The sequence below is a fragment of the Streptomyces sp. DG1A-41 genome (assembly GCF_037055355.1).
In the GTDB taxonomy this organism is placed as follows: Bacteria; Actinomycetota; Actinomycetes; order Streptomycetales; family Streptomycetaceae; genus Streptomyces.
The window spans coordinates 380,362-406,716 of record NZ_CP146350.1 but is presented as its reverse complement, the minus strand read 5'-3'; the positions used below and the strand labels follow the sequence as shown (position 1 = coordinate 406,716).

The 26,355-nt window shown below is 70.1% G+C and carries 25 protein-coding genes and 5 pseudogenes; 11 read left to right on the top strand and 19 right to left on the bottom strand.

The features are described 5' to 3' along the window. The first annotated feature begins 260 nt into the window (after positions 1-260). Entirely contained in the window at positions 261-692 is a 432-nt protein-coding gene (locus V8690_RS01995; RefSeq protein WP_338775571.1) for an NfeD family protein, read from the top strand. Between the two features lie 4 nt (positions 693-696). Next, a complete protein-coding gene (locus V8690_RS01990; RefSeq protein ID WP_338775570.1) occupies positions 697-1,734 on the top strand; it encodes an SPFH domain-containing protein in 1,038 nt (345 codons plus the stop codon). Positions 1,735-1,803: 69 nt separating this feature from the next. Here V8690_RS01990 and V8690_RS01985 read toward each other — a convergent pair whose 3' ends face one another. The 4 genes and pseudogenes from V8690_RS01985 to V8690_RS01970 form a co-directional block, all read right to left on the bottom strand. Then, on the bottom strand, positions 1,804-2,898 hold the full coding sequence (locus V8690_RS01985) for a glutamate--cysteine ligase (RefSeq protein ID WP_338775569.1): 1,095 nt from the start codon (positions 2,896-2,898) through the stop codon (positions 1,804-1,806). 230 nt (positions 2,899-3,128) lie between these two features. After that, positions 3,129-3,437, bottom strand: coding sequence for a hypothetical protein (locus V8690_RS01980; RefSeq protein ID WP_338775568.1), 309 nt, complete (start codon positions 3,435-3,437; stop codon positions 3,129-3,131). Between the two features lie 16 nt (positions 3,438-3,453). Then, entirely contained in the window at positions 3,454-3,867 is a 414-nt protein-coding gene (locus V8690_RS01975; protein ID WP_338785210.1) for an SRPBCC family protein, read from the bottom strand. 165 nt (positions 3,868-4,032) lie between these two features. Next, positions 4,033-4,296 (bottom strand): annotated as a pseudogene (locus tag V8690_RS01970) (acyl-CoA dehydrogenase); the annotation flags it as partial. Here V8690_RS01970 and V8690_RS01965 point away from each other — a divergent pair. From V8690_RS01965 to V8690_RS01955, 3 genes and pseudogenes are all read left to right on the top strand, one after another. Next, a pseudogene (locus V8690_RS01965) lies at positions 4,282-4,392 on the top strand (LLM class flavin-dependent oxidoreductase); the annotation flags it as partial. The pseudogenes V8690_RS01970 and V8690_RS01965 overlap by 15 nt on opposite strands. 161 nt (positions 4,393-4,553) lie before the next feature. Beyond that, positions 4,554-5,654 (top strand): winged helix DNA-binding domain-containing protein, encoded by a 1,101-nt coding sequence (locus V8690_RS01960; protein WP_338775567.1) that lies wholly within the window; start codon positions 4,554-4,556, stop codon positions 5,652-5,654. 76 nt (positions 5,655-5,730) lie between these two features. Next, positions 5,731-6,312 carry a hypothetical protein gene (locus V8690_RS01955; RefSeq protein ID WP_338775566.1) on the top strand — a complete coding sequence of 194 codons (582 nt, stop codon included), beginning with the start codon at positions 5,731-5,733 and terminating at the stop codon, positions 6,310-6,312. Between the two features lie 58 nt (positions 6,313-6,370). On the opposite strand, the gene V8690_RS01950 is transcribed toward V8690_RS01955, so the two are convergent. From V8690_RS01950 to V8690_RS01920, 7 genes are all read right to left on the bottom strand, one after another. Continuing rightward, a complete protein-coding gene (locus V8690_RS01950; protein ID WP_338775565.1) occupies positions 6,371-7,621 on the bottom strand; it encodes a cation:proton antiporter in 1,251 nt (416 codons plus the stop codon). Positions 7,622-7,627: 6 nt separating this feature from the next. Beyond that, the gene (locus tag V8690_RS01945) at positions 7,628-8,113 is read right to left on the bottom strand and encodes a TrkA C-terminal domain-containing protein (protein WP_059423030.1); all 486 of its coding nucleotides are present in this window, start codon (positions 8,111-8,113) and stop codon (positions 7,628-7,630) included. Between the two features lie 132 nt (positions 8,114-8,245). Continuing rightward, entirely contained in the window at positions 8,246-8,704 is a 459-nt protein-coding gene (locus V8690_RS01940) for a hypothetical protein (protein WP_338775564.1), read from the bottom strand. A 655-nt stretch (positions 8,705-9,359) separates the two neighbouring features. Further along, positions 9,360-11,033, bottom strand: coding sequence for an allantoin permease (locus V8690_RS01935; protein ID WP_338775563.1), 1,674 nt, complete (start codon positions 11,031-11,033; stop codon positions 9,360-9,362). 203 nt (positions 11,034-11,236) lie between these two features. Then, positions 11,237-11,587, bottom strand: coding sequence for a hypothetical protein (locus tag V8690_RS01930; protein WP_338775562.1), 351 nt, complete (start codon positions 11,585-11,587; stop codon positions 11,237-11,239). Positions 11,588-11,696: 109 nt separating this feature from the next. Next, a complete protein-coding gene (locus V8690_RS01925; RefSeq protein WP_338775561.1) occupies positions 11,697-12,062 on the bottom strand; it encodes a DUF6479 family protein in 366 nt (121 codons plus the stop codon). 37 nt (positions 12,063-12,099) lie between these two features. After that, positions 12,100-12,552, bottom strand: a complete 453-nt coding sequence (locus V8690_RS01920; protein ID WP_338775560.1) for a ChaB family protein — start codon at positions 12,550-12,552, stop codon at positions 12,100-12,102. Positions 12,553-12,677: 125 nt separating this feature from the next. Here V8690_RS01920 and V8690_RS01915 point away from each other — a divergent pair, with 125 nt between their 5' ends. Beyond that, positions 12,678-13,046 carry a ferredoxin gene (locus tag V8690_RS01915; protein WP_059423021.1) on the top strand — a complete coding sequence of 123 codons (369 nt, stop codon included), beginning with the start codon at positions 12,678-12,680 and terminating at the stop codon, positions 13,044-13,046. A 104-nt stretch (positions 13,047-13,150) separates the two neighbouring features. After that, a complete protein-coding gene (locus tag V8690_RS01910) occupies positions 13,151-14,329 on the top strand; it encodes an acyl-CoA dehydrogenase family protein (RefSeq protein ID WP_338775556.1) in 1,179 nt (392 codons plus the stop codon). Positions 14,330-14,561: 232 nt separating this feature from the next. Here the strand turns inward: V8690_RS01910 and V8690_RS01905 are convergent, their stop codons facing one another. The 5 genes and pseudogenes from V8690_RS01905 to V8690_RS01885 all read right to left on the bottom strand — a co-directional run bounded on the left by V8690_RS01905 (position 14,562) and on the right by V8690_RS01885 (position 19,016). Then, positions 14,562-16,178 carry a tripartite tricarboxylate transporter permease gene (locus V8690_RS01905; protein ID WP_338775555.1) on the bottom strand — a complete coding sequence of 539 codons (1,617 nt, stop codon included), beginning with the start codon at positions 16,176-16,178 and terminating at the stop codon, positions 14,562-14,564. Between the two features lie 24 nt (positions 16,179-16,202). Next, on the bottom strand, positions 16,203-16,640 hold the full coding sequence (locus V8690_RS01900; protein WP_338775554.1) for a tripartite tricarboxylate transporter TctB family protein: 438 nt from the start codon (positions 16,638-16,640) through the stop codon (positions 16,203-16,205). Positions 16,641-16,643: 3 nt separating this feature from the next. Then, positions 16,644-17,660 (bottom strand): tripartite tricarboxylate transporter substrate binding protein, encoded by a 1,017-nt coding sequence (locus V8690_RS01895; RefSeq protein ID WP_338775553.1) that lies wholly within the window; start codon positions 17,658-17,660, stop codon positions 16,644-16,646. A gap of 222 nt (positions 17,661-17,882) precedes the next feature. After that, positions 17,883-18,026: pseudogene (locus V8690_RS01890) on the bottom strand (glucarate dehydratase); the annotation flags it as partial. A gap of 37 nt (positions 18,027-18,063) precedes the next feature. Continuing rightward, positions 18,064-19,016, bottom strand: a pseudogene (locus V8690_RS01885) (5-dehydro-4-deoxyglucarate dehydratase). A gap of 119 nt (positions 19,017-19,135) precedes the next feature. Between V8690_RS01885 and V8690_RS01880 the strand changes: the two are divergent. Continuing rightward, a complete protein-coding gene (locus tag V8690_RS01880) occupies positions 19,136-19,927 on the top strand; it encodes an IclR family transcriptional regulator (RefSeq protein ID WP_338775552.1) in 792 nt (263 codons plus the stop codon). Between the two features lie 61 nt (positions 19,928-19,988). Next, a complete protein-coding gene (locus tag V8690_RS01875) occupies positions 19,989-20,534 on the top strand; it encodes a hypothetical protein (protein ID WP_338775551.1) in 546 nt (181 codons plus the stop codon). 1,028 nt (positions 20,535-21,562) lie between these two features. On the opposite strand, the gene V8690_RS01870 is transcribed toward V8690_RS01875, so the two are convergent. Beyond that, positions 21,563-22,042, bottom strand: a complete 480-nt coding sequence (locus tag V8690_RS01870) for an enoyl-CoA hydratase/isomerase family protein (RefSeq protein ID WP_338785209.1) — start codon at positions 22,040-22,042, stop codon at positions 21,563-21,565. Positions 22,043-22,504: 462 nt separating this feature from the next. Further along, positions 22,505-22,705: a CocE/NonD family hydrolase C-terminal non-catalytic domain-containing protein gene (locus V8690_RS01865; RefSeq protein ID WP_338775550.1), complete on the bottom strand. Its 201-nt coding sequence runs from the start codon at positions 22,703-22,705 to the stop codon at positions 22,505-22,507. Between V8690_RS01865 and V8690_RS01860 the strand changes: the two are divergent. After that, positions 22,701-22,901, top strand: a pseudogene (locus tag V8690_RS01860) (aldehyde dehydrogenase family protein); the annotation flags it as partial. The gene V8690_RS01865 and the pseudogene V8690_RS01860 overlap by 5 nt on opposite strands. A gap of 285 nt (positions 22,902-23,186) precedes the next feature. On the opposite strand, the gene V8690_RS01855 reads toward V8690_RS01860, so the two are convergent. Further along, positions 23,187-24,500 (bottom strand): glycoside hydrolase family 5 protein, encoded by a 1,314-nt coding sequence (locus V8690_RS01855; protein WP_338775549.1) that lies wholly within the window; start codon positions 24,498-24,500, stop codon positions 23,187-23,189. Positions 24,501-24,988: 488 nt separating this feature from the next. Here V8690_RS01855 and V8690_RS01850 point away from each other — a divergent pair, with 488 nt between their 5' ends. Continuing rightward, entirely contained in the window at positions 24,989-25,909 is a 921-nt protein-coding gene (locus V8690_RS01850; protein ID WP_338785208.1) for a PaaX family transcriptional regulator C-terminal domain-containing protein, read from the top strand. Positions 25,910-26,355 lie beyond the last annotated feature (446 nt).

Below are 26,355 nucleotides of genomic sequence, written 5' to 3'. Positions count from 1 at the left end.
AGGAGGACCTCCGGGGCATCGGCATGGGGACATACGCCCCTTCGACGCCGACCAGACTTCCCGGCACACCCCGCGTGCGGCGCCCGCTCGGGCAGGCCGCTGACGCGTTGCAACCACCTTAACCGTCCGGCGCGGGCCTCGGACGAACCCGAACCACCGCACACCAGCCGGCGCCCTCGTCGTCGCCCGGCACATCTGTGACGCGCCTCTGGGGTATCGGCCTTCGTAATGTGGGTAAAACAGGTGCAAAGGGGTGCGCAATGGACGTATGGCTGATCTGGTTGATCATCGCAGCCGTGTTGGCTGTGGCGGAGATCGTCACCCTGACCGCTGCGCTCGGGATGCTGAGTGCGGCCGCGTTGGTCACGGCGGGTTCCGCCGCGGTCGGGCTGCCGCTGCCATTCCAGTTCCTGGTCTTCACCGCCGTGGCAACAGTCACCCTGCTGTTCGTGCGCCCCCTCGCGCTGCGCCACATGCTCCGGCCCCAAGCGGCACGGTTCGGCGTGGACGCCCTGGTCGGCAAGGGTGCCTACGTCGTCTCGGAGGTGACGGGCCTGGGCGGCAGGGTCCGTATCGACGGTGAGGAGTGGACGGCCCGCGCCCTCGACGAGACGCTGGTGATCCCCGTCGGCAAGACCGTCGACGTCATAGAGATCAGCGGCGCCACCGCGATCGTCTATCCACGGGACTGAGACCATGGAAACCTCGGCGTTCCTCATTGCCGGCCTGATCGTCGCCCTGTTCGCGGTTTTCACCGTGGTGCGGGCGGTCCGGATCGTTCCCCAGGCCCGTGCTCGTAACGTCGAGCGACTCGGCCGCTACCACCGGACCCTGAATCCCGGCCTCAATCTCGTCATCCCGTACATCGACCGCGTTCATCCGGTGATCGACCTGCGGGAACAGGTCGTCTCCTTCAAGCCGCAGCCGGTCATCACCGAGGACAATCTGGTCGTCGAGATCGATACCGTCCTGTATTTCCAGGTCACGGATCCGCGAGCGGCGTTCTACGAGATCGCGAGTTTCCTTCAGGCGGTCGAGCAGCTGACCGTCACCACGCTGCGCAATGTCGTGGGATCCATGGACCTGGAAAAGACTCTCACCTCGCGCGACACCATCAACAGCCAGCTCCGTGGCGTCCTGGACGAGGCCACCGGCAAGTGGGGGCTGAGGGTCAACCGTGTGGAGATCAAGGCCATCGACCCGCCGCAGTCCATCAAGGACGCGATGCAGAAGCAGATGCGAGCCGAGCGGGACAAGCGAGCCGCGATCCTCGGCGCCGAAGGGCAGCGTCAGTCGCAGATCCTCACCGCCGAAGGCGACAAGCAGGCCGCCGTCCTGCGCGCGGAGGGAAACCGGACCGCCGCGATCCTCCAGGCCGAGGGCCAGTCCCGGGCCATCGACGAGGTGTTCCAGGCCGTGCACCGCAACGACCCCGACCCCAAGCTGCTCGCCTGGCAGTACCTCCAGACGCTGCCCCAACTGGCGCAGGGAGCGGGCAGCAGCTTCTGGGTGATCCCCAGTGAGGTCACCTCCGCGCTCCAGGGGGTGTCCCGTGCCTTCAGCGAGGCACTGCCCCCGTCACCGGCCACCCGCGAGAAGCCCACGGACGACATGGCCGCCCAAGCCGCCGACGACACGGCGCAGGCCGCGGAAGCCGCTGCGGCGGCGCTTGCGGACGCAGCCAGAGCGGATCGCGCCGCCCCCGGAGCTCTGCCGCCCCAGCCTCCTGGCTGACAGCGGTCGGGGGCGTGACGCAGGGCCAGGGCATGTCCAGAGCCTCGGCCGGGCGCGGTCTGCCGGGAGTCACGACATGCTGCTCTCCGCGCCGATCAGCTCGGTGACGGCCCGTATGCCGCCTTCGGCGAGAGCGGCGCGCTGTCTGTCCGCTCCGGTCCCGTTCTGGAGAAGCCGGTGGACCAAGGCCGTCACCTGCCGGGTCGCGCCGGACGCGTCGAGTGCCGGAGCGACGTGCCGCAGGAGCTGGTACAGCACGTCGCCGGCCCGGCGCGGCCGGCCGCTCGGGCAGATCAAGGTGTCGCTCAGCCCGTGCCGGGCGGCATGCCACAGAGCGACCTGGAGAAGCTCCGGCGCGCAGTCGGGCACCGGCGCCCCGGCGGCCGTTTCCATGAGGGCGGTGTCCACGAGGGCGTGGGTCATGCCCGCGAGCATGACCGCGTCGTCCGCGCGCAGTTGGACGTCCAGGCACCGCACCTCGACGGTGGGGTACCGGGCCGACAGGCGGGCCTGCCAGTACAGCTGCCCGCTGTCCGAGATCACACCGCTCTCCAGCAGTCGCGTCACGCGCCGGTCGTAGTCGGCCTCGTCGCGGAAGAACGGGGGTGCGCCGCTGACCGGCCAGCGGCCGAAGATCACGGTGCGCCAGCTGGCGAAGCCGGTGTCGTGGCCGTCCCAGAGCGGAGAGTTCGCCGACATGGCCGTCAGGGTCGGCAGCCAGACCCGGATCCGGTTCAGGACCTGCACGCCCGTCTCGCGGCTGGGCACGGCCACGTGCACGTGCATGCCGTTGACCAGCTGCTCCGCCACCAGCTGGGGCGCCTGCGTGAGCATGGCCCGGTAGCGGGCCTGGTCGGTGACGGCCACCGGGTGACGATGGCGCAGCGGAGGCGTCCCGCAGGCCGCGATCCGGCAGCCGTGCGCTTCCGCCGCCGCCCCGATGGCGTGCCGCAGCCGCAGCAGATGTCCCCCTGCCTCCTCCAGTGTGCCGCACACCGGCGTGGCCACCTCGACCTGCGCCTGGAGCAGCTCGCACTGCACCTCCTGGTCGGCCACCAGATGTGCGAGACCCGCCGCGGCGCGCACCTTGTCGGCCAGGGGTACCGGAAGCCCGGTAACCGGGTCGAGGAGCAGGTACTCCTCTTCCACGCCGATCGTCGTCATCGGTCACCCTCTGTTCTGTCCCGTCGCCGGGGCCGGATCGCGCCGCGCCGGCCGGGCGCTGCCGGCCGGACGCTCGCGCGTGCCCCGAGTGCCGCGGCGACGGCAGGGCAAACCATGGCAGAAACGCGATACCGCGGTGACTCGGCGTGCCGGATGCTCTCTCCTCCGCGGAGGAGGGCAGGAGGCGTCCGGCGCGGGCAGACGCGAGGGGGGCTACGGGATGGGGCCGCTCAGGGCCGCGGGTTCGTGCGCTGCCGCCGGGGGCGCGCGTCTTGGCCGCGGCGTCCGGCGACCGAGGCGCAGCGCGGGCACTGGCCCCGTACCCGGTCCGCCGCGCCGCCGGAACCCGGGAAGGTGTCCGGCCAGGTGACGTGAGGGACGCGGACCAGTCGGGAGCGGTTGAGGGACAGTCCGCACACGGTCTGGTTCAGCCCCGGCTCCCAGGCGTGCACCTCGCCGGACGGCAGGCGGCGCCGGCCTTCCTTCTCGTCGGTCCACTGTCCGGACGCCGCGACGGCGTACTGCTTGACGCGTGCCATGGCGTGCGGTCCCGGGTCAGCCGGCCGCGTGGTCCACGCGCAGCCGCACCTGCTCCTCCAGGCGCTGAAGGCTGGTGTCCAGGGCGTCGCGGACCATCGTCTCGCCGGGGTCATGGCTGTCGTCGAAGAACGACAGGTGCACCGTCACTTCACTGGCTCCGCCGCCGATGCCGGCGACCTGGAGCCAGCCCGCGTAGCCGCCCTGGTCGCGGGTGCCCCATTCGAGCCGCATCTGGTCGCGCTGGGCACGCAGCAAGGCGGAGGTGTCCTCGTCGGTGCGGTCCTCGTGCACGGTGACCGCGGGCAGGTCCTCGGCCTCGACGTGCAGGGCCTCCGGCAGCCAGGTGTTCAACTGGCCGATGTTCGCGGCCTGGTCGAAGACCTGCTCGGGCTGTGCGGGCATCGTGCGTGAACGTTCGTACTCGGTCATCGCGGCACCGGCCTCGCCTCGGGTTCGTTCAGCGCACCGCGTTCCCGGCTTGCGAGCTTGTACGCAGGCGACGTGCGGCGAATTTCTGCAGAGTCTGCATGTGTCTGCATCTTTACTTACCGTGAAACTATGACGGAGGGGAATCCGGCGGGCGTCGGGCTGCGGGACGTCGTCGGCGGCGATCGGCACGGCGTCGAGCTCCACGCTTCCGCCGGCCGCGAGCCGTTGCCCGAATGAGTCCGCGTCGCCGTCGATCACCACGCCGGGAAAGGCGGGATCGACCACCACGGCGAGTGGTTCGCCGGTGTCCGCCCGCACGGCGAGGCGGTCGGCGACCAGGACACCGGCGGCAAAGCTCTGACGGCCGGTCAGCACCTACCCCTGGCCGTCGCCGGCGAGTGTCAGAGCCGGTTCTTGCGGGAGGCCACCGGCGCCGACGAGCTGCTCGTCACGACCATCACCCACGGCTACGCCGACCGGGTGCGCTCGTACCGGCTCCTCGCGGAGGAATGGCGACGCCGATGAGCCGCTCGCGGGTCGGCTCCGCCCGGGCCTGAGGGTGTCGGCGTTCGGCGACGCCGGATGCGGTCACACCCTGACCGCATCGCGTGTCACGGTGACCGGGCAAGCCGCCCGGACCACTCGAACCACGGGTCGGCACACGACTCGAAGGCCGAGGTGCTCCCTTGACCGTTCTCGATGCCAGGGCGCTCAACCGCGCCACCCTCGCCCGGCAGTTGCTCCTCGACCGCGTCGACCTTCCGGTGCTCGACGCCGTCGCGCACCTGTGCGGTCTCCAGGCGCAGGAACCGCAGGAACCGTTCGTCGGGCTCTGGTCCCGACTGCGGACGTTCGAACCGACGGTGCTGTCGGAACTGCTGACCGGGCGGCGTGTGGTGCGGACCCACCTCATGCGCCGCACCGTCCACCTCGTCACCGCCGACGACCTCGTGGCCTGGCGTTCCCGCCACGACGCGATGCTGCGCCGGCGGGTGCTCGGGACGTACCGCCGCCAGCTGGAGGGCGTGAACCTCGGCGAACTCGCGGCGGCGGGGCGGGAGGCCATGGCCGACGGCGAACCCCGCTCGATGGGCGACCTCGCGCGAGCCGTCGCCGGCCGCTGGCCGGCGGCGGGACCCCGGCCACTGGGCGAGATGCTGGTCGCCGGCCTGCTCCCGATGGTGCAGCTGCCACCGCGCGGGCTGTGGCGCACGAGAGCGGGAGTGCGCTACGCCCTGGTGTCCTCCTGGCTGGGGCGCGAGGTCGACCCACCGGTCCCGGACGACTCCGATCCCGTGGGGCAGACGCTGGTCCGGCGTTACCTGGCCGCGTTCGGGCCAGCCGCCTCGGCCGACCTGCGTGCCTGGTGCGGCCTGGCGGGGCTGCCGGCCGCGATCTCCGCCCTGCGCGAGGAACTGGTCGCCTTCCGCGACGAACGCGGCCGGGAACTGCTGGACCTCCCCGACGCGCCGCGCCCCGACCCCGGCATCCCCGCGCCGGTGCGGTTCCTCCCGGCGTTCGACAACGCGATCCTCGGCTACCACGACCGCGGCCGGATCATCGACGACACCCACCGCGGCCTGTCGGTCGAAGGCACCCGCGTCGTCCTGGTCGACGGCCGGGTCGCCGCGACCTGGACCGTCGTGGCGGACACCGTCCTGGTCACCCCGCTGCGCCGCTTCTCCCGGGCCGAGCGCGGCTCCGTCGCCGAGGAAGGGCGGGCGCTGGCGTCCTTCCTGTCCGGTGACGAGAGCGACCGCGTGCGGATCGCCGCGTCGTCCGGCTGAGCGATACGCCGACAGGGGCACGGTTCAGGCGCACACTGGAAGGGTGCTGCCGGTGCTCACGAGGGGGTGTCGGCCGATGGAAACGTCAGAGCGTGTGACCGTGCGGTGGTGGCGGTGGCGGCGCAACGCGCTCAAGCGGCGTATCGACGTCGTCGAAGCCTGGGTCGTGCTCGCCAGCTGGGTGTTCGCCCTGCTCGGCGGTGTGGTCGCGGGCCTGATGGCGGCGGGCGCTGTCGAACGGGCCGTCGAACGGCAGCGGGCCGAGACCCGTCAGGTCTCGGCGGTCGCCGTCGAGGACGCGCCGGGCCCGTCACCGGCCCGCGCGGCGAGTGACCACCGGGTGTGGGTCAAGGTGCGGTGGACCGCGACGGACGGCTCGACGCACACGGACGAGGCGCGAGTACCGCCCAGGACTCCCGCCGGGAGCACGATCGCCGTGTGGGTGAACAGGAGCGGTGAGATCACCTCCCCACCGGTGTCCGCGGGCGAGGCCCGGCTGCACACGACGCTGGGCGGCGGGCTGGCAGGCGCCCTCGCGGGCGGGGCGGTACTGGGCGCCGCCTGGCTGACGCGGCTCTCCCTGGACCGGCGTCGCATGGCCCAGTGGGACGCGGAATGGGAGCGGATCGACACACGGCGGGGCTGGAAGACGGGCTGAAGCAGGCAGGGCCTCGAGGCCGGGGGCGTCCCCTTGCGGGCTCGCAGACGTCGGATGGTCACGTGCGGCCGACGATGTCCTGGTCGTCGATGGTCTCGTGGGCGCCCGGCGGACCAGGTGCCGCCGCCCCGCGGGACGTGGTCCTTCTCCGGCGCAGTCCCGTCAGGCCGGTGGCCACGGGCTCGGTCCAGCGGGCGGTCAGCGGGCCGAGCAGGACCAGGATGAGCACGTACGCCGTGGCCAGCGGACCGAGGGAGGGCTCGATGCCGGCCGTGACGGCGAGCCCGGCGATGACGATGGAGAACTCGCCGCGGGCCACGAGCGTGCCGCCGGCGCGCCAACGGCCCTTGGGCCCGATCCCGGCGCGGCGCGCGGCCCAGTAGCCGGTGGCGATCTTCGTCGCGGTGGTGACGGCCGCCAGGGCGAGGGCGGGCAGCAGCACAGGCGGGATGCTGGCGGGGTCGGTGTGCAGGCCGAAGAAGACGAAGAACACCGCGGCGAACAGGTCCCGCAGCGGCGCGAGCAGGGCCGTCGCGCCCTCGGCGACCTCGCCGGACAGCGCGATGCCCACCAGGAAGGCGCCCACGGCCGCGGACACCTGGAGTTGCTGCGCGAGTCCGGCGACCACCAGGGTCACGCCGAGCACCACCAGCAGCAGCTTCTCGGGGTCGTCGCTGGAGACGAAGCGGGAGACATGACGGCCGTAGCGCACCGCGAGGACGAGCACGAGCGTGGCCACGCCCAGGGCGATGGCCAGGGTGACGGCGCCCGCGGCCAGGCCGACCCCCGCCAGCAGGGCGGTGACGATCGGCAGGTAGACCGCCATGGAGAGGTCCTCGAGGACCAGGATGCTCAGGATGGCCGGGGTCTCGCGGTTGCCGAGCCGCCCCAGCTCGCCCAGGACCTTGGCGATGACACCGGAGGAGGAGACCCAGGTGACACCGGCCAGTACGACGGCGGCGACCGGGCCCCAGCCGAGCAGCAGGGCGAGCACCGCACCGGGCAGGGCGTTGAGGACGGCGTCCACGACCCCGGCCGGGTAGTGGGTCCTGAGGTTGGAGACGAGGTCGGTGGCCGTGTACTCCAGCCCCAGCATGAGCAGCAGCAGGATGACACCGATCTCGGCCCCGATGGCGACGAAGTCCTCGCTGGCGACCAGCGGCAGCAGCCCGCCCTCGCCGAAGGCCAGCCCGGCCAGCAGATAGAGGGGGATCGGCGAGAAGCTGAAGCGCCCGGCGAGACGGCCGAGCAGCCCGAGCCCGAGGATGAGGCAGCCGAACTCGATCAGGAAGACCGCGGAGGAGTGCATGGCGGGTCACTCCCGCCCGAGTATCGCGGCGGCAGCCTCCACGCCCTCGCGGGTCCCGATGACGATGAGCGTGTCACCGCCGGCGAGCCGGAAGTCCGGCGCGGGAGAGGGTATCGCCTCGGCCCGGCGCAGCACCGCCACGATGGACGCCCCGGTGTCGGTGCGGATCCGGGACTCGCCCAGCAGCCGGCCGTTCCAGTGCGAGGAGCCGGACAGTTCGATCCGCTCGGCGACGAGCCCCAGATCGGTGGTGGACAGCAGGTTCGGCGTGTGGTGCGCGGGCATCAGCGCGTCGATGAGCGTCGCCGCCTCCTCCGCCGTCAGACGCACCGACAGGTCGCAGGCGTCCGGGTCGTCCTTGCGGTAGGCGCTGATCGTCCGGTGGCCGTCGCGGTGGGCGACCACGGACAGCCGGCGGCTGTCCCGGGTCGTCAGGTCGTAGCGGACACCGATGCCCGGCAACGGCGTACTGCTGAGGCGTGGCGCGCTCATGTCTGTCCCCCTTCCGTCGGCGTGCGTGCTCCTGATGACCCGCCTGCGGGGGCCGCGCCCGGACGAGCGCCCAGGTCCGGCCTGTGGGCTCATCCTAGGCGGCCGGGCGGGACCGTACCCGTCGTGCGTGTGCTACCTGGAGGGCACCGGGACAGCGGAGCCGGACGGGAAGGGAGTGGCCGTGGGCTGCCTCGCGGTCGCCCCCTCCACCTGCCGCACGGTGCCCGTCCCCGGCCGGGTGCCCGTACCCGCGCCGGCGGACAACTGGGACCAGGCCCCCAGCGCCAGAGCCACGGCGGCGGCTGTGGCGACGACCCGTCCCACGCGCCGGACCTTGGCACGGCGGTCCAGGGCGCACCAGGCCACGCGGACCCACAGGTCCTCCGGCTGCCACAGGTCCCCGACGGCGTGCGGGGGTTGGAGCTGCCGTCCCGCCGCCCGCTCCTTCGCGGAAGGCTCCCTGGGGGCGGAGGCGCGTATGGCGGGCTCGCTGTCCGTGAGGAACCTCAGCCACACGTCCTCCGGGATCGGGGGAGTGCCGTCCGGCTCGCCGGGCGTTCCCCGCCCGCCGCCCGGTCCTTCGGTGGTCACGTCCCGTCATCTCCTCTCCGACCATCGCCTGATCACTGCGCACCGCAAGATCAGTATGCCGCCCGGTGCGCGAGACCGCCCCCTCACGGGGGCTCGCGCAGCGCGTCCGAGACCGACTTGGTACCACCGTGTGCGCGGATACCACGCGGGCCCAGCTCCGTTGCGTCCGTCCTGGACAGGCCGCGCGGGGCGTCCACTTGCCGGCCGTGTACGCGACCGGGTGGTGCCCGGTGAGGGGACCTCCCTCGAAGTCGAGTACGCCCGACACCGGCGGTACCGGCACCCCGGAGGCACCGTCCGTGGACCGCCGTATGCCCTCCACGTGTTCCTGGAAGGGGACAAGTCCCGCGCGGTGGGCGGCTGGAGCGTCGGCAGCAGCCGTACGCCGGTGACGCGGGGGCCGGAGCGGACACCGTGCGCGGCCGTGCGCGCCTCCAGCAGCCCGGGCAGGGGCGGAGCATGTCGTCGTCCCCGAGCACGGCCCCCCTCGTACGCGGCGAAACGCATCGCGGGTCGTGATGATCCGGGAGCGCCTGGCCCGCCGGGCCGTCCGCGCCGCCGCCGTGCGCGTCCTGCCCTGCCCCTTGGGCAGCGGAGTCGCCGCGGTGAAGGTGCCGTGGGGCGGAAGCGCCTCGCGCCGTCCGCCCCACGGGTGTCAGGCGGCGGCGGGTGCCTCCGGCAGGACGTGGTCGCCGATCTTGTCGGTGCTCAGGCACAGTGAGCAGACGACGGCGTCGTGCGTCCGGCAGGCGGCCACGTCCGGCCGCTCGAACCGCTGCCGGCACACGTGGCACTCGTAGGTGGCGGCACTGGGGTTGCCGTCCTCGTCCAGGAGCGGCTCGGCGATGCCGTCGTCGGTGCGGCGCAGGTAGTACCTGCCCTTGGTGACCACGGCCATCAGCGGGGTGAGGACGAACGCGATGACGGCGGCGGCGACCGGGGAGTACGGCTGGAGCGTGTCGCCCAGCGCGTGGAAGTACATGGCGATGGACAGCGCGGAGGCGGCGACGAAGGCGACGACCCCGACCGGGTTGACGGCGTAGAGCATGCCGCGGCGGAACTCGGGCGCGTGCGGGGACAGCTTCAGCACGTACTTGTTGATGCCGATGTCGGTGGCCACGGTGACCACCCAGGCGATCGCGCAGTTCGAGTAGAAGCCCAGGATGCTGTTGAGGAAGCTGAACATGTCGGCCTCCATCAGGGCGAGCGCGAAACCCAGGTTGACCAGGACGAAGACCATCCGGCCCGGGTAACGCTTCGTGACGCGGGTGAAGGAGTTGGTCCAGGCGAGAGAGCCGGAGTACGCGTTCGTCACATTGATCTTGATCTGGCTGATCACGACCAGGGCCACGGCCAGCGGCACGACGATCCAGGACGGCATCATCGCGTCGAAGGCGTGCTTGAACTGCTGGATCGGCTCGGGCGCGGCGGTGGGGCCCACCTCGGCGATGATGTAGACCGCGAGGAACACCCCGATGGCCTGCTTGAGCGCACCCAGCACCACCCAGCCCGGGCCGGCCATCACCACGGCCGTCCACCAACTCCGCTTGTTCGCCTCGGTCTTGGGCGGCATGAAGCGCAGATAGTCGATCTGCTCGCCGATCTGCGCGATCAGTGACAGACACACGCCCGCGCCCAGCAGCACGGAGGCGGTGTTGACGCCGCCGTCCCCGTCGGTGCCCGCGTAGGCGAGGAAGCGGTCGACGGTCCCCGGGTCGGTGGCGACCAGGTAGACCAGCGGGCCGACCATCAGCAGCAGCCAGATCGGGGTGGTCCACACCTGGAGCTTGCTCAGCGCCGTCATGCCGTAGATGACCAGCGGGATCACCATGAGCGTGGACACCAAGTAGCCCAGCCACAGCGGCAGTCCGAGGCCCAGCTTCAGGCCCTGGGCCATGATCGAGCCTTCGAGGGCGAAGAAGATGAAGGTGAAGCTGGCGAAGATGACGCTGGTGAGGACCGAGCCGAAGTAGCCGAAGCCGGAGCCGCGCGTGATCAGGTCCAGGTCGATGTTGTAGCGGGCCCCGTAGTAGGCCAGCGGGAAGCCGGTCACGAAGATGACGACGGCGGCGACGGCGATCGCGAGCAGCGCGTTGCCGGTCCCGTGGGCCAGACCGATGCCGGCGCCGATGGAGAAGTCGGCCATGTAGGCGATGCCGCCGAGCGCGGTCGTCGCCACCACCATCGGGGTCCAGCGCCGGTAACTGCGCGGCGCGAACCGCAGCGTGTAGTCCTCGAGGGTCTCCTTGACGGCCTGATCGGCGCCTGGTGCCGCCTTCTGCGCGGGTTCGGGCTCGGCGACCTCGGCCAGTCGTGGCTCGGTACTCATGCCACGCCTCCTTGCTGCGGGTTGGGGACTGACAAGGCAGGCACGGTAGGCAGCGGCCGTTACCCCTAAATACTTCCTGCGTGAAGGGAATGTTTCGGATGTGTCTCACGGGGGGCCGAAGCTGTCGGAAGGGGCCCGGGCGCGCGAAAAGGGCCCATGCGCAGGCACGGGCCCTTCTGGTCGGTTCTGGCTGGCTGTGACGCCTACGTGCGGTCACCCTTCGGCTTGCCCCGCTGGTCGGGGGTGCCGTGCGGCGGCGGGCTGAACGGCTGCGGGGACGTGGCGGGCGACACCGGAGAGCCTCCGTGCCCCTCGCCCGACTCCGGACGCAGGGCGCCCGGATCGCCGGACGTCGGCTCCGCGCCCTCGCGCAACTGCTCGAGACGGGCCCCCAGCAGCTCGGTCACCACCAGCCGGTCGGCGTGCGACCTCTCGTACGCCAGCAGTTCCTCCACCTCGTCCGCGGACAGCGACCGCACACGGCTCTCCAGGCCGCCGATCGGCAGATGGTCGTAGTCCGGCAGCGGGAGGGTGTCGCGGGCGGGATCGGCCATGGTTCTCACTTCCCTGTGTACGACGTGTACGACCTGTACGTCGTGTTCACGTTCGGCGTGTTCACGTTCGACGTGGGGTACGGGGCGGAGAGCCGCGGGGGAGCGGGGATCAGCGGCCACCCGGGCCGCCGCTGCCGAACGAGCCGCTGCTTCCCTCGTTCCAGCGGGGACGCTCCTGGGTCGGGCTCCTCCGGTCGCTCTGGTTGCCGTGCGTCTTCAGCTCGTGCGGCGTCAGACGGTCCTGGCTTCTCGGGACCTCATCCGGCTCCCGGCGCTCACTCGTCTCCCGGACCGGGCCGCCGTCGGGCAGGCGCGGCTGCTCGTCGGGCCGTGGTGTGGGCAGTTCCCTGCGCTTGACGCGCACGCCGAGGACGAAGGCCCCCAACAGCAGGGCCACGACCACCACACCCGCCACGATCAGCCCGATGCCGAGGGCGCCACGCCCCGCGGCCATCTCCATCCATGCGCTAGTCATGGCACGCGAGTACCCCTGGTCCTCACCATGAACCGGCTCACCTGGACGCCGGCAAGGACCGTGCGGACGAGCGCGAGGAGGACCGGGAGGACGACCGTGAGGACCTGGTCTGCGAGCGGTTCTCCTTGCGGACCGCGTCCAGCAGCTCCGCCTTCGACATCCGGGAGCGCCCCTCGACGCCCAGCCGCTTCGCGAGGTCGTACAGGTGCTCCTTCGAGGCCCGCTCGTCGACGCCCTCGCCGCTGCGGCCGCCCTGCTGCCGGGGCCGGGCCGACCGCGGGTCCGACGGGCCCTTGCGGCCGCCCTCCTTGCGCTCCCAGTGGTCGCCGACCTTCTCGTGGGTGTGCTTCAGCGCCCCGAAGGCCACGCGGTGCGCACGCTCGCCCTCGCCGTACTGCTCCACGGCCGAGTCGTGCGCCTTGATCCAGGTGCGCTGTGCCTCCTTGGAAGACCGCTCCAGGGTCGACGGAAGCTCCTCTCGCCCGGGCATGTGACTCACCTCCGTGCGTCGTCGTTCCAGGGCCTGCCGGGTGCCCGGCCGGCGGGCCCGGAAAACCGTACGGAACCCTTGGCGCCACCGGGTTTGACCGGCATCGGCGGGGCTACCCGCGCGGTGTGACGACATCCCAGCAGGAGCTGTTCCGGTTCCTGGAGGACCGCTTCGCCTGTGCCCAGGCGTGCACCGAGTGCGCCCGGGCGTGCGCGTTGCGAGCGAGCCTCGTGGACCCCGACGGCACCGAGAACCAGGAACTCGTACGACGCAAGGGCATCATGTGCGCGGAGGTCTGCGACGCGACCTGCCGTGTGCTGTCCGAGCAGAACCAGGTGGACGAGACCAGCATCCGCGTCCAGGTGGAGTGGTGCCGGACCGTGTGCCTGGAGGCCGCTCACGTCTTCGACCGGCAGCCGGGAGCGGAGGACTCGGCGGCGGCGTGCCGTGCGTGCGCACGGGCGTGCACGGACTTCCTCGCCACGCTGAACTGAGGTTGAACCGAGGAGGCTGTTCCCCGTCATTCGCCATTCCCAATTTCTGTAACACGTTCTACGGTGTGCGCCGACAGGGCCGGTCTTGGGAGCCTGGAGGCGCCGTGCACCTCGAATACACGCCCGAGCAGCAGCGGCTGCGCACCGAACTGCGCGCCTACTTCGCCGAGCTGGTCCCGGACCACGCGTACGCCCGGCACGGCGACCCGGCCGCCCGGAAGCGGTTCTACCGCGAGACCATCCGGCGGCTCGGCGCGGACGGCTGGCTCGGCGTCGGCTGGCCCGAGGAGTACGGCGGGCGCGGCCTGACCGCGATGGAGCAGTTCATCTTCTTCGACGAGGCCGCCCAGGCCGGCGTCCCGCTGCCGCTGATGGCGCTGAACACCGTCGGCCCGACGATCATGCGGTACGGCACCGAGGAGCAGAAGGCCTACTTCCTGCCGAGGATCCTCTCCGGCGAGATCGACTTCGCCATCGGCTACAGCGAGCCCGGCGCGGGCACCGACCTCGCGTCGCTGCGGACCCGCGCGGTACGGGAGGGCGACGACTACGTCGTCAACGGCCAGAAGATCTGGACGACCAACGGCGACACGGCGGACTGGGTGTGGCTGGCGGTCCGTACGGATTCCGACGCGCCGCCGCACAAGGGCATCACCATGCTCCTGGTGCCGACCACCGACCCCGGCTACTCCTGCACCCTCATCAACACCCTCGCCTCGCACGACACCACGGCGAGCTACTACGAGAACGTCCGCGTCCCCGTCTCCCACCGGGTCGGCGCCGAGAACCAGGGCTGGCGGATGATCACCAACCAGCTCAACCACGAACGCGTGACCCTGGCCGCCCACGGCACCATGGCGATCCGCGCCCTGCACGACGTCCAGCGCTGGGCCATGGAGACCAAGCTCGCCGACGGCCGCCGCGTCACCGACCTGCCCTGGGTGCGCCGCCGCCTCGCCCAAACCCACGCCCGGCTCGACGCCCTCAAGCTGCTCAACTGGCGCATGGTCGGCGCCGTCCAGGACGGCACCCTCACCCCCCAGGACGCATCCGCCGTCAAGGTCTACGGCTCCGAGGCCCGCCGCGACGCCTACGCCTGGCTCATGGAGATCGTCGCCGCCCCCGGCGCCCTGAAGGAGGGCTCAACGGGCGCAGTCCTGCACGGCGAGCTGGAACGCGGCTACCGTTCGGCGGTCATCTTCACCTTCGGCGGCGGCAACAACGAGATCCAGCGGGAGATCATCTCCTGGATCGGGCTGGGGATGCCACGGGTCCGGCGCTGACCGGTTGTGACGAAAGTCGTGCCAGCACCGCGCCGAGGGTGAGCTGATCACCCCTCATGCAGTGTGCCAGGACGGCGCGGTCGCTCCGGTCGGCCGACGCAGTATCACCGCGGTCATCGCCCAGTACACCCGCGACTCGGAGGTGCGGGGCTGGTGTTCGTGGTCGCGTGCCAGCGCGGCTCGCTGCGCACGGCCACCTGGTGCCCCACAGCAGCCTGGCCCGGTCCAGGGCTCAGCCCGGATGCTGTGGCTCCTCGCTGTGGCCGCCGGGTTCGGCCGCCGTACGGGGGTGGTCCGGGGTTCGCTCCGGGGTGGTCGTGGTGTCGGGGTGGGGGACGGTCGCGGGGGTGTCGGGAGGTCCGGGCTGCCGGAGCTTCTTGCGGAGGCTGAGGAGGGGTACGGCGACCGTGAAGACGACGACGAAGGCGAGCAGCGTGGCGGAGACGGGGCGGCCCAGGAAGCCGGTCACGTCGCCGTCGAACATCCGCATCGAGCGCCGGAAGTCTGTCTCCAGCAGGTTGCCGAGCACGAAGGCGAGGACGAGCGGGCCGGGCGGCAATCCGACCTTCTTCATCAGGTAGCCGACGACGCCGAGCACGACCACGGCGAGCATGTCGAACATGCTGGAGCGGATCGTGTAGACGCCGATCATGGTGATGAGCACGGTCAGCGGCGCCAGGACGCTGGCCCGGACGCGCAGCACGCGGACGAACAGCCCGATCAGCGGCATGCTGAGGATGATCAGGAAGAGGTTCCCGATGTACATGGAGTCGATGACGCCCCAGAACACCTCGGGATGTTCGTCGATCATCCGCGGGCCCGGGGTCACGCCCGCCAGCAGCAGGGCGCCGAACATGACGGCCATGGTCGCGTTGGCCGGGATACCGAGGGTGAGCAGTGGGATGAACGAGGAGGTGGCGGCGGTGTTGTTGGCCGCCTCCGGGCCCGCGACCCCCTCGATCGCGCCCTTGCCGAACCGCTCGGGCGTCCTGGAGGAGCGCTTCTCGACCGTGTACGCGACCATCGAGGACATCGTGGCGCCGCCGCCGGGAAGGATGCCGAGGAAGAAGCCCACCACTGTCCCCCGGGCGATCGCCCACCTGGACTGCAGGAACTCCGCCCGGCTGGGCCGGGCCCGGCCGACGCGGGGCTTCGGCGGGGCGCCTTGGCGAAGGCCTTCGAGGCTGTGCAGGATCTCGCCGATGCCGAACAGGCCCATGGCGAGGATGACGAAGTCGAGCCCGTCGGCGAGTTGGTCGCTGCCGAAGGTGTAGCGAGCGCTGCCCAGGAGCGGGTCGCGGCCCACGGTGGCGAGCAGCAGCCCGATGCTGCCCGCAAGGAGGCTGCGGCGCAGGGATCCGGTACTCAGGGTGGAGATCATCAGGATGCCGAGCAGCGCGAGCGCGGCGTACTCCGGCGGGCCGAAGGCCAGACCCCAGCCCGCCACCAACGGGGCCGCCACGGTCAGTGCGACGATGCCTACGGTGCCGCCGATGAAGGAGGCGATCGCGGCGATGCCGAGCGCGGATCCGGCGCGGCCCGTGCGGGCCATCTCGTAACCGTCGATGGCGGTCACCACCGTCGAGGCCTCTCCGGGCAGGCGGAGCAGCACCGAGGTGACCGTGCCGCCGTACTGGGCGCCGTAGAAGATGCCGGCGAGCAGGATGATCGCCGAGGCCGGTTCGAGGGTGTAGGTGACCGGCAGCAGGATGGCGATGGTGGCGGCCGGGCCTAGGCCGGGCAGTACGCCGACCAGCATGCCGAGGGTCACCCCGATCAGGCAGTGCAGCAGGTTCTGCGGCTCGAAGACCACGCCGAAGCCGTCCAGAGCGGGAGCGAGGAAGTCCATCGGGTTCTCACAGGTGTCGAGGGATCAGAACGCGACGAGATGAGGCAGCGAGACGTCCAGCGCGACGATGAAGAGCAGATAGGACGCCGCACACGCGGCCAGCGCCACGGCCAGGCTGAGCCGCCAGCTGTCCCGGCCGAAGCCGCGCATCCACAGCACCAGCAGGAGCACCGTCATGACCTCGAAGCCCACCCGCTCGATGAGCACGGTGTACGCGACCAGCGACAGAGCTCCCAGGGCCACCACGGCGGTTTGCCGGCTGAACGGCTCCTGCTCGGTGTCCGCGCCGGGATTGAGGAGCAGCGAGGCGGACAGCGTCACCATGGTGAGGCTCACGATCAGGGGCCACAGCCCGGGGCCGGGGTCGGCGGGCGAACCCAGCCCCATCGATACGGCCGCCAGGGCGGCGAGGGCGCCGATGCCGAGCGGCACCAGCGCCCCCAGTCGTGCCTGGGTCCTCATGCCTCAGCCCTCGCTCTTCAGGTCCAGACCGAACTTGTCGATGAGCTCGCCGTAGCGCTTCTTGGCGGTCTCGACCTGCTTGACGACGGCGTCCGGCGAGGCCTCCCAGCGGCCGATGTAGTTGTTCTCCAGGAACTTGCCGTACTCCGGGTCTTGGAATGCCTTCTTCAGCGCCGCTCGCAGCTCGGAGACGACGTTGTCCGGCAGTCCTGCCGGGCGGGCGACCCAGCGGCGCTGGTCCACGACGACGTCGTGGCCGGACTCGACAGCGGTGGGCACGTCGGGCAGGAAGTCGATGCGCTCCTTGGCGAAAACCGCCAGTGGACGCAGCTTTTCGGACGTGAGATGGGGAGCGGCCTCGGCCACATGGACGGCGCCGACGTCCACCTGGCTGCCCAGCAGCGCGGTCACTGTGGGCGCGCCGCCGTCGAATGGGATGCCGCTGGCGTTGACGCCGGCGTCGCCGAAGAGGAGGGCCTGGGCCAGCTCACTGCCGGTGCCGGCGCCCGTGGTGCCGTACTTGACCGACTTCTTCGCGAGCAGGTCGTCGAGGGTCTCGATGTCCGACTGCGCCGGGACGACGAGGACGTAGTCCTCCACGGTCAGCCCGGAGACGACGTCCATGTCGGACATCTCGATGGGGTCATCGTCGACGACGGTGTGCGGGCCGATCGACATGAGCGACTGGAAGAGCATGACCAGGCTGTAGCCGTCGGGCTCGCGGCCCAGGATCTCCTTGCCGCCCACGGCGCCGTTGGCGCCGGGCTTGTTCTCCACCACAACGGACTGTCCCAGGGGGTCCTCCAACGCCTTGGCTGCGGCGCGCGATATCAGGTCGGTGCTGCCGCCGGGGTCGGAAGGCGCGGTCCACTCCACGGTCTTGGTGGGATAGTTCTCGGCGTCTTCGCCGCCGCCCCCGCCGCCCTGGACCCCTCCGCACGAGGTGAGGGTGAAAAGCGCAGCGGCGCAGACAGCCGCGCCGGCGAGGTGCCGGCCCTGGCGCAGTCGGGCCTGGAACATCATTGTTCTCCTTCATGGGTGGGGTTCTGGCCGGCCGGGGTCACCACCGCGGGAGCGGTGGCTGCGTCCAGTCGGGGTGCTTGCGCCGCATGGCGGCGACGTCGTCGCAGTCGTGGCACTGCGGCGTCCGGTTGAACCGTTCGTGCAGGCGGGCTGGTCGTGCAGGCGGGCTGGCACCAGGGCGTGGACGGCCGCGATCCCCTCGTCGGGGTGGTCGCGGCTGCCGTAGGTCTCACCGATGCCGACGACGCCGTCGGAGGCCTCTGTCTCGACGCTGCCGCCGGGTGTGTACGGCTGATGCGCACCAAGGAAGTTGAACAGCGGCGGGTCACTGACGAGGATGGGGGTGACGGTCACCTTGACGATGCGGGCGCGCTGCTGAGCACGACGGTCCCTCACTTCCTCACCTGTCCGTTGCGAGCGCCAGGCCGGTGTGCAGGAGGGCCTCGAGTTGCCCCAGGTGGTCAGGGGCCGGTTCCATAAGGGGTGCGCGGACCGGGCCGACCGGGGCTCCGCGGAGCCGGGCCGCAGCCTTGACCAGGGACACCGCATAACCCGTGCCCTGGTCGCGCAGTTCGACGAGGGGCAGGTAGAACTCCCTCAGCAGGTGTTCCATTCTTGGGTGGTCTCCGGCCCGGTGCGCCGCGTAGAAGGCGCCCGCGATCTCGGGTGCGAAGGCGTGGACCGCCGAGGAGTAGGCGGGGATGCCGATGCTCGCGTACGCCCGTACCTGCATCTCCGCGGTGGCCACGCCGTTGAAGAACAGCCAGTCGCCGGGCGCCACCAGCCGCAGCCGCTGCATCTGGTCGAGGTCGCCGTGCCCGTCCTTGAGGCCGACGACGCCGTCGACCGTGGCCAGTTCCCTGGCCGCGGCGGTGCTCAGCTTGACCTGCCCGCGCTGGTAGACGATCAGGGGAAGGGGCGAGCCGCCCGCCACCGCGCGGACATGGTCCACATATCCGTGCTGCGGGGCGGAGATGAGGTAGTGCGGCATGAGCAGCCCGGCGTCCGCGCCGGCCCCTCTGCGAGCCGGGCGAACTGCAGCCCGAGCGACCAGCCGTACCCGACGCCGGCCACCACCGGGACCTGTCCCGCCGCGACCTCGACGGCGGTGCGTACGACGGCGTGGTACTCCTCGGCGGACAGTGAGTAGAACTCTCCGGTTCCGCAGGCGACGAAGACGGCACCCGGACCGGCGGCGAGCTGCGCAGACAGGTGGGTGCGGAAGCCGTCGAGGTCGAGGCCGCCTTCGGCGTCGAAGGATGTCAGCGGGAAGGACAGGACACCCTGCGCCATCCCTTTGCGCAGCCGATCCGCCGTCTCGCGGTCGCGCTCGATATCCCGAGTCGTCTCCATGTGCGCCACCTGTCTTCGTATGTAGACAGTCGTCTTGTGATGGAGAGCATGGCTACATGGCTGATAACCCGTCAAGCATCGGTGCAAGAATTCTTCGAGTGCGTTCGGAAGGGGTGGCGATGAGTGAGCCTGAGGCGGTCAGTGGCGTACGGGGCGTGAAGTCGGCAGCCCGTACGGTCGAGTTGCTCGAGCTCCTGGCCGCGCGGCAGAACCGGCCCGCCCGGCTGCGAGAACTCAGCGAGGCCCTCGGCGCCCCGCGCAGCAGCGTCTACGCTCTGCTGCGGACCCTGACGGAGCACGGCTGGGTCCGCACCGATCCCTCCGGCACGCTCTACAGCGTCGGCATCCGCGCCCTCCTCGCGGGGACGACCTACCTGGACGCGGACCCTTATCTGCGCATCGTCCAGCCGCTGATCAACGACCTGAGCGCCAGGCTCGACGAGACCATCCACTACGGGCGACTGGACCGCACGGACATCGTCTATCTGGCGACGCACGAATCCAGCCAGTACCTCCGCCCCTTCAGCCGGGTCGGCCGCCGGCTCCCGGCCTTCAGCACGGCGCTGGGCAAAGCGTTGCTCGCCGAGCGGCTGGACACCGACCTGGCCGACCATGTCCCCGACACGCTGAAGCCCCTCACACCGAACACCCACGCCGACCACGACGCTCTGATCAAGGACCTGCGGGCCACCGCCGAGCGCGGATACGCCATCGACAACGAGGAGAACTTCGTCGGCGTCGTCTGCTACGGATTCTCACTCCGGTTCACCACACCCCCGATCGACGCGATCAGCTGCTCGATCCCCATCGACCGGCTGAGCCCCGCGAGGACCGAGGAACTCATCGAGGCCATGCGGCTCACCCGGCTGTCGATCGAGCGGATGGCGCCGATCGACCACACGATGCCGTAGGGCGTTCGCCCGACGGGACAGCCACGAGTCGCCCCATCGACATCGCCGTCACCCCCAGCTCGTGGGCAACGGAGTCATCGAGACCAGCTACAACCGCCGGCAGCTGCGGAAGCACCCGACCTGGGACCACCCCACCCCGCCGGAGATCCGGCAGCGCCACGACCAAGGCCGACTGCGAGTACGAGCCGAGCCGGACACCCGCCGCTACCTCACCGGGCAGAACCCGGCCCCCTTGCAGGTCGCCGTTCTTGCGCTGGCCCGGGACAACCTCCACGGCGACTGGAACCACACGCTCCACCCGGCCCCGGCCCCGGCCTCGGCCCCGGAGCCACCGCCTGGCTGCCGGATCCGGCCTGACCGGCGTGCCCGACGGGAATCAAACTCCCTGATCGACCAGATCGCCGACCACTGGCAGATGGTTGCCGACCGTGACCTGACCCGGCACACCGGACGTCCCCGCCTGCGCCCATCAGCTCGCGGAATCGGTCAACTCGAGTACCTCCACCGCGTGCCGGCCGCATTGCTGCGAGCCCGGCGTGCGGCCACGACGGTCCTGATCACCGAGATCCTCGACTATCACCGCAGGCGAGGGATGCGGCCGGGCTGATGCCGATGTCGATCTATCAGCTCTCAGTCCCGCCGCCGGCGTCGCCTGCGGTGGCAGGAAAGAGACGTTGAACGGCAGCGACGACGGCGGCGCGGCGGGCTGCCGGGGAGGGGGCGCGGACCTGGTCGGCGGCCGCGTCCACGAGGTCGAGTTGCCGGCCCAGGCCGTGGCGAGCTGGTTGACGAAGACGAGGATGTCAATGTCGAACGCCTGCCGGTTCCGTCGCGGGGTTGAGCGCACCTTGCACGGTGGCGCCTGGTGCAGGTTGTCCCGGCGAGGCCGTTCTCGGCCACCGCCGCATGCGGCAGCGCCGCGATCGGCGGTACCGCCGCGGTCGGACCGGCGCTGCCGATGCTCGTGGACGCCGAGGACCCGCCGCGCCGGGTCTCCTTCGGCGCCGACCCCGTTCAGGTCGGCTGCACGTCTACGCCGTGCGGCCCAAGACGTGGCACGGCTGGGCCGACGTATCCACACTGACCGACGACTCACAAGCCCGACCGAGAACAGGGCCTCTCGCATGAACCGCCGCGACGGCCGGGGCGAGCCGGGTCGGGGTCGGCCTTCGGTGGACCACCTCGGCGCGGACGACCCCACCGCTTCGAACGGCCGCTCCCAGAACAGCGGGCTCTCCTCGACGGCGACGGGGAACCGGAGCCGTTTCACCGGGCTGCCGTCACCGCTGACGAAGACACCGTCCTCGTACGGCCCGTCGAGGGGCAGACGGACCTCGGGTTCCTCCGCGGCGTGGCCCTCGCCGATCAGCAATGCCGCGGTCCGGGCGAGCGAGAGCCGGGAGACCGAGCCCTGACCGGCTGGCCGAACACCGTGCTGCTGGCGGCCAGCCACTGAACTGCCGTGGGATCACTGCCTTGTTGGGGGTGGAGGTGGTTCCGGCGAAGACCGAGGGCGTGCGGTGCAAACTCAAGCGGCTCGTCGCGCGGGGATGGGCACACGAGCCGGTGCCGGGCCGGTTCGTCTGCGGCGACGGCCGAGACGGCGGGTCATGACCATGGTCATCAGCCACAGGATCATCGCCTCCGAAGTCCGCGTCCGACCGCACCGGGAAACCGGACGCTTGATCCGCCGGCCGGTACCAGCCGCCGGTTGAGGTGGCCGTCGCCGATGAGGCTGGTGTCGGCGGCGACGACGACATCGCAGGCCAGCGCCAGTTCGAGGCCCCGGCGACAGCGTGACCCATGCACCACCGCGACCCATGGCTTCGGGCTGGCCGCGATGCGGCTGAAAGCGGGCCGACACGTCGACCAGGAAGTCGACCGGGTTGGCGCCCCGCCCGTGCAGCTCCAGGAAGGTGGAAGTCCCCGCCGGCACAGAAGCTCGGTATCCGGCCTGCCACGGCGATGACCGCGGTGCCCGGGGTCGGACTCAGCGCTGGTGATCTGTTTGTCCAGGGCTTCGATGAGGGTGATGTCGAGGGCGTTGCGCCGCTCGGGGCGGTTGAGCAGCAGCCACCGGACGGTGCCGCGTTGCTCGACGAGCAGAGGTTCCATGCCGGTCAACGTGGCTCCGAGGCGGCGAGTTCGGTGCGCCCGCGGTTGCGCAGCAGGTAGCGCTGGGTCTTGCCGCTGGGGGTGTTGGGCAGGGCGTCGATGAAGTGGATCGTGGGCGGCGTAGCGGGCCTTGACCAGCAGCTGGAGTTCGGTGGCCGACTCTGGCATCAGATCGAGCAGACGGGCCACTCGTGCCCCCTTGGCCAGGCCCTCGGTGCCGTACTCGACCGGATGGCCGCCGCCTCCGGATCCGGCCGCGTCATCGCAGGCCGGTCGAGCAGAACCTGGTCGGTCTGCTGACCGAGGAATCTTCACCGCGGCGTTTGCCGAGGGGCAGGCGCCCGTGGGAGGTCAGCGCCTCCGCCGCAGGATGCCTACCGCCCTTCGACCGAGCCGACATGGCTACTTCGGCGCCCTTGCCCACCGGAGCAACGGATCGGCGGGCTCTCCCATCGCTCCCGGTCAGGCTGGAGGCACCACGGGCAGGACGATGCGGGACGGCCGGGCGGGATCGTGGAAGACCTGCTGCCGGGCCACTCGGGCCGTGGTCGCGTTCTCCTCGGGTTCGCCCGTGTTGAGGTTGCGGTCCCAGCGGGGGAAGTTGCTGGAGGTGACCTGGACCCGTATCCGGTGACCCGCCCGGAAGACGATGCTGGTCTGCATGGGCGGACCCCGGCTGCTGGTCCACCGGTCCCTGTACGACACCACGCTGGACATCCTCGCCGACGCGGTTCCGGCGGTCCCCGTCGGCGACCCCTTCGACCCGGCCACCGTCGTCGGGCCGATAACCGGCGAGCGGCACGTGGAGAACGTCGAGCGCTTCGTGGAAGCGGCCGTCGAGGACGGCGGCCGCATCGTCGTACGTCGACGGCGACCACCGGCGTCGGCTTCGGCCTGGCGGACCCATGCCTGAGGGGTTCTTTGCGGATGCCGAGGTCCAGGGCGACATGCGCGACCGGGCGGCCGGTGGTGCGGACCTCGCGGACGGCCCGCTCGCGGAGCTCCTCGGGGTACTTACGTGGTGCTGCCACGGCTCGTGGTTCTCCTTCGGGCCTGGATCAAAAAGCCTGGCTTCAGGGACTCCACGAAACCGGGGTCAGCTCAGAGAAGGCGGGCGCGAAAGAACCGTCCTGCCCTGACCTCGCTATGTGCCGGACGGTACGCCCGGGCTGCCGGCAGCGCTACGAACGCCGCTCATGATGGCATCAACAATGCCCTGCTGGGTCACCGCATAGGAACGTCGGTTGAACAGCCCGAACCCGTACTGTCCGTTTTCGCCATTGTCCCAGTAAATAGCGGCTGCCCCATACTTCTTTGCAGTGACCGTGACGGCGCGTGCGAAGTCAGCACGATACCTATTGTTCGACGGGTCGAACGACGACTTGTCGATCGCACCGTATTCGCCGACAACTACCGGGTATCCTTTCGTGACGAACGTGTCGTACATCATTTTCAATTGTGAATCCAGGTAGTCTTCCTGCCCCCAGCTCGACGTTCTTGATGGATTGGCCGCTGCTCGTCCCCATTGAGTAATGCTGCCGCTTTCCTCTCCGGCGAAGTCCCACGGACTGTAGTAGTGAACGGAAATCATGATCCTCCGTTCATTACTGGGAATGGAGGGAGATCGATACTGGTCGGTCGGGAGTGCGAAGCCGTAATTCCCCGCGGTGTAATCGATGTTCGTGTTCCAGCCGGGAACAAGCAGCCATCTTGAACTGTTGTTTCCGCCGGTTTTCCTCACGGTGTCCACGAAGATCTGATTGTAACTGTTTATGTTGGAGTAGCACGGCTGGGTCGGACGGCCGTATTGCCCGTCAAATTCTTCGTTCATGGATTCCAGGATCAGGCGCTGGTCGTAATCCTTGAACCTGTACGCAACCTGTTGCCAAACTTTCTGATACTTGGCCTTGATCGTCGTCTGGGAGGATGAGTCACAGATCAGCCAGGAACCGTTGATGGTCTTGTAGCCGTCGCCATGTATGTTGATCACAACATGCAGGCCCCGGCTGTAAGCGTAGTTCACGACTTGTTGAATTCTGTTCAGCCAGGAAGAATTTATCGTGTAATCCGGGCCGGGTCCTATGTGTCTCAAATAGGAGACCGGGATTCTGATCGTTTTGAATCCTGCCGCCTTTACCTTGTCAATGAGAGCTTGCGTTACGGCCGGCTGGCCCCATGCAGTTTCACTGGGGTATCCGTTGGCGTTGGCTTCCAGCTGGTTCCCCAGATTCCAGCCCGCGCCCATATCGGAAACGATCTGCGAAGCGTTCGCCTGTGTCGCGGTGTTGGCCGATGCCTGATTCGTCAAGCCCTGCACAGATGCGGCAACCGCCAGTGCAACGGCAAGGAAAATAGCTCTGATCTTCCCTGCTTGTGAAATCATGGGTATTTCCTCTCTTCCAGTTTTGAGGGTGTCAAAGGTGCATACACCCGTCCGCCGTGCGGTGGCGGTGCTCATGGCATAGTCGCGCCCCCGGTGCTGATGAGTGGGAAGCGCTGGCGCAGTCGTCGGGCCTCTTTCGAAGTGTGGCCCTGCATCAAGCCCGTGAACGTACACGGTCAAACAGGGCTGATGTAAGCGCATACTGGAGATCGTTTCAAGTGTTGTGCGCGAACTGGTGTGAACGTGCACAGTGTGTCCGGAAACCGGCTCGTCGCGCGGTGGCGGCCGATTGCCGGGGCGGACCGTCCGTGCACTCGCACCAGGGCGGCAGGTGAGGTCCGTCTGCGGCTCGGAAGACATGCTTCACTCAGCATCCCGATCGAGCATGGAACTGTTATCAGCAGTCAGGGTGTGCGTGCCCTGGCGCGAGGTGGTGGCAGTCAACGCCAGGGTCGGGTCCGGGCGTTGGACCGGGTCGTTACAGTGGGAGGGCCCTGTTCGACGCGTCGGAGCGGATCTTGGCGAATCTGTCCCAGCATGAGGAGCTGTTCTCTGGCGACGGTATGGGGCCGGTGCGTCTGCCGCGCTGGCAGGCTGATGCTTCACCGGCGGGTTTGGCGGTCACGTTGGTCGCTGACTACACGTTTCCGGGGCGGGTTTGGCTGCCGGCGGCGGCGATCGTGGCGTTGCTGGGGGAGTTCGGCGTGGCTGCCGGTGCTGCCCGTACGACGATCAGCAGGCTGGCGCGTCGTGGGGTGCTGGAGGGCAGTCGGCGGGGGCGCTGCAGCGTGTACCGGCTGACGCGTGAGGCGGCTGTCGATCTGTGGAGTGGTGGTGGCTCCATCGCTACGTTCACCATGCAGCCCGACTCGTGGGACGGATGGTGGACTCTGGTGGCCTTTTCCGTGCCGGAGCGGGAGAGCGCGCGGCGGCGTGCGTTGCGCACGGCGCTGCGGTGGCGGGGGTATGCGCCGTTGTACGACGCGGTCTGGGCGTCGCCGCACCCGCTCACCCCGAAGGGGCGGGCGGAGCTGGCGGAGTTGGCGCTGGGGGCGGTGAGTGTGTTCCGTGCGCGGCAGGTGGATCTGGAGACGGAGGCCAACCGCAACCCGGTCGAGGCGTGGGATCTGCGCGGCATCGCGGGCCAGTACGAGATCTTCATCCGGCGGTGGAGCGGCCTGGTGCCCCGTATCGGTGCTGGTGGTGTCACCGGTGCCGAGGCGGTGCGCGCCCGTGCCGAGGTGATGAACGCCTACCGCCATTTCCCGGTGCTGGACCCGCTGCTGCCCATCGATCTGCTGCCGGCCGACTGGCCTCGGTCCCGGGCGCGGGAGGTGTGCGTCGCGGTGTACGACGGTCTGGCCCACCCGGCCCAGGAGCACGTCCGTTCGGTGGCGGCCCGGTCCGCGGACGGTCCGCACCTCGACATCAGGGCCCACACGATCGCCGGCATGAGTGCCGGTATCGGTCACAGCGGCGGCTGAAACCCGACGGTCTGACCGACCCTGAGTTCAAAGGGATTTGGGTCGCAGTGATTGACAGATGAGAGTCCGATCGGGACTCTTCTGTCGTTCGAGACGATGTGGGAGCGTTCACAGTCAGGTGGCGCGCACAGAGCAGATCGTATGCATCGTTCCTCGCCGCCTCGGGCCTTTGTACCTCCGCATCAGTGGTGACAGGAGGCTCTCCATGCGTGAGTTACGGCCGGTCGGCTCGACAGTTGCGGTGGTTCCCGGACCAGCGTGCGAGTGGGAGCCCTCGGCGGCCAGCTGCACGGCAAGGGCCGGGAGTCCGGCATCTGCGCGGTGCCGGCGGACAAGACCTGCGCGCCGTACTTCAGCACCTACCCGAGGGCCGACGCAGCCCGGGCACGCGCAGGACGCCCGCCAGTTCGCCGCCTGGGACCTGAACTGCCCCCTGTCGTCCTACG

Excerpts from the sequence above, each read along its gene's own strand:
- V8690_RS01880 (WP_338775552.1), top strand. The coding sequence starts at position 19,136 with ATGAGTGAGCCTGAGGCGGTCAGTGGCGTACGGGGCGTGAAGTCGGCA.
- V8690_RS01945 (WP_059423030.1), bottom strand. The coding sequence starts at position 8,113 with ATGAGCGCGCCACGCCTCAGCAGTACGCCGTTGCCGGGCATCGGTGTC.
- V8690_RS01935 (WP_338775563.1), bottom strand. The coding sequence starts at position 11,033 with ATGAGTACCGAGCCACGACTGGCCGAGGTCGCCGAGCCCGAACCCGCG.
- V8690_RS01930 (WP_338775562.1), bottom strand. The coding sequence starts at position 11,587 with ATGGCCGATCCCGCCCGCGACACCCTCCCGCTGCCGGACTACGACCAT.
- V8690_RS01920 (WP_338775560.1), bottom strand. The coding sequence starts at position 12,552 with ATGCCCGGGCGAGAGGAGCTTCCGTCGACCCTGGAGCGGTCTTCCAAG.
- V8690_RS01950 (WP_338775565.1), bottom strand. The coding sequence starts at position 7,621 with ATGCACTCCTCCGCGGTCTTCCTGATCGAGTTCGGCTGCCTCATCCTC.
- V8690_RS01850 (WP_338785208.1), top strand. The coding sequence starts at position 24,989 with ATGGGGCCGGTGCGTCTGCCGCGCTGGCAGGCTGATGCTTCACCGGCG.
- V8690_RS01990 (WP_338775570.1), top strand. The coding sequence starts at position 697 with ATGGAAACCTCGGCGTTCCTCATTGCCGGCCTGATCGTCGCCCTGTTC.
- V8690_RS01995 (WP_338775571.1), top strand. The coding sequence starts at position 261 with ATGGACGTATGGCTGATCTGGTTGATCATCGCAGCCGTGTTGGCTGTG.
- V8690_RS01855 (WP_338775549.1), bottom strand. The coding sequence starts at position 24,500 with ATGAGCACCGCCACCGCACGGCGGACGGGTGTATGCACCTTTGACACC.
- V8690_RS01975 (WP_338785210.1), bottom strand. The coding sequence starts at position 3,867 with ATGACCGAGTACGAACGTTCACGCACGATGCCCGCACAGCCCGAGCAG.
- V8690_RS01980 (WP_338775568.1), bottom strand. The coding sequence starts at position 3,437 with ATGGCACGCGTCAAGCAGTACGCCGTCGCGGCGTCCGGACAGTGGACC.
- V8690_RS01955 (WP_338775566.1), top strand. The coding sequence starts at position 5,731 with ATGGAAACGTCAGAGCGTGTGACCGTGCGGTGGTGGCGGTGGCGGCGC.
- V8690_RS01925 (WP_338775561.1), bottom strand. The coding sequence starts at position 12,062 with ATGACTAGCGCATGGATGGAGATGGCCGCGGGGCGTGGCGCCCTCGGC.
- V8690_RS01870 (WP_338785209.1), bottom strand. The coding sequence starts at position 22,042 with ATGGAACCTCTGCTCGTCGAGCAACGCGGCACCGTCCGGTGGCTGCTG.
- V8690_RS01900 (WP_338775554.1), bottom strand. The coding sequence starts at position 16,640 with ATGAGGACCCAGGCACGACTGGGGGCGCTGGTGCCGCTCGGCATCGGC.
- V8690_RS01905 (WP_338775555.1), bottom strand. The coding sequence starts at position 16,178 with ATGGACTTCCTCGCTCCCGCTCTGGACGGCTTCGGCGTGGTCTTCGAG.
- V8690_RS01865 (WP_338775550.1), bottom strand. The coding sequence starts at position 22,705 with ATGCAGACCAGCATCGTCTTCCGGGCGGGTCACCGGATACGGGTCCAG.
- V8690_RS01985 (WP_338775569.1), bottom strand. The coding sequence starts at position 2,898 with ATGACGACGATCGGCGTGGAAGAGGAGTACCTGCTCCTCGACCCGGTT.
- V8690_RS01895 (WP_338775553.1), bottom strand. The coding sequence starts at position 17,660 with ATGTTCCAGGCCCGACTGCGCCAGGGCCGGCACCTCGCCGGCGCGGCT.